Source organism: Streptomyces eurythermus (assembly GCF_014649115.1).
GTDB classification, from domain to species: Bacteria; Actinomycetota; Actinomycetes; order Streptomycetales; family Streptomycetaceae; genus Streptomyces; species Streptomyces eurythermus.
In genome coordinates this window covers 1-1,529 of the sequence record NZ_BMSK01000054.1, presented here as the reverse complement: position 1 = coordinate 1,529, position 1,529 = coordinate 1, and the positions used below count along the sequence as shown (strand labels likewise).

Sequence of the window (1,529 nt, the reverse complement as noted above, 5' to 3'; positions counted from 1 at the left end):
CAGCTCCACTTCGCCGACCACGACATCCTCACCCCCGGCGACGCACCCAACGTCCTCGTCGCGATGAACCCCGCCGCCCTCAAAGCCAACATCGGCGACCTCCCACGCGGCGCGGAGATCATCATCAACACCGACGAGTTCACCAAACGCGCCCTGCACAAGGTCGGCTACGACAACGACCCCCTCCACGACGGCTCACTCGACGGCTACCACCTCCACCCCGTACCCCTCACCACCCTGACCGTCGAAGCGCTCAAGGAGTTCGACCTGACCCGCAAGGAGGCCGAGCGCAGCAAGAACATGTTCGCGCTGGGCCTGCTGTCGTGGATGTACCACCGGCCGACCGAGGGCACCGAGAAGTTCCTGAAGTCGAAGTTCGCGAAGAAGCCCGAGATCATGGCGGCGAACATCGCGGCGTTCCGGGCGGGCTGGAACTTCGGTGAGACCACGGAGGACTTCGCGGTCTCCTACGAGGTCGCGCCGGCCGCCACGGCCTTCCCCGTGGGCACCTACCGCAACATCTCCGGCAACCTCGCCCTGGCCTACGGCCTGATCGCCGCCTCCCGCCAGGCCGACCTGCCCCTGTTCCTGGGCTCCTACCCCATCACCCCCGCCTCCGACATCCTCCACGAACTGTCGAAGCACAAGAACTTCGGAGTACGCACCTTCCAGGCCGAGGACGAGATCGCCGGCATCGGCGCCGCACTCGGCGCGGCCTTCGGCGGCTCGCTGGCGGTGACGACGACGTCGGGGCCGGGTGTCGCCCTCAAGAGCGAGACGATCGGTCTGGCGGTGTCGCTGGAGTTGCCGCTGCTGGTGGTGGACATCCAGCGCGGCGGCCCCTCCACCGGCCTGCCCACCAAAACCGAGCAGGCGGATCTGCTCCAGGCGATGTACGGGCGCAACGGTGAGGCGCCGGTACCGGTGGTGGCCCCGCGCACCCCGGCGGACTGTTTCGACGCCGCGCTGGAAGCGGCACGGATCGCGCTGACCTACCGCACCCCGGTCATGCTGCTCTCCGACGGCTACCTGGCCAACGGCTCCGAACCCTGGCGCATCCCCGAACTGGAGGAACTGCCCGACCTCACCGTCCGCTTCGCCTCCGGACCCAATCACACCCTGGACGACGGCACCGAAGTGTTCTGGCCCTACAAACGCGACCCGCAGACCCTGGCCCGGCCGTGGGCGATCCCGGGCACGCCGGGGCTGGAGCACCGTATCGGCGGGATCGAGAAGCAGGACGGCACGGGCAACATCTCCTACGACCCGGCCAACCACGACTTCATGGTCCGCACCCGCCAGGCCAAGATCGACGGCATCGACGTCCCCGACATCGCAGTCGACGACCCGCACGGCGCGCACACCCTCGTCCTGGGCTGGGGCTCCACCTACGGCCCGATCACCGCGGCGGTACGGCGGCTGCGGGCGGCCGGCGAATCGATCGCCCAGGCCCACCTGCGCCACCTCAACCCCTTCCCGCGCAACCTCGGCACCATCCTCAAGGCCTACGACAAGGTGGTGATCCCCGA

1 protein-coding gene is annotated in these 1,529 nt (G+C 68.8%); it reads left to right on the top strand.

Annotated features, from left to right (window positions below; genetic code table 11):
• Window positions 1-1,529: 2-oxoacid:acceptor oxidoreductase subunit alpha (locus IE251_RS40420; RefSeq protein WP_189757923.1), on the top strand; the 1,529-nt coding region annotated here is incomplete at both ends.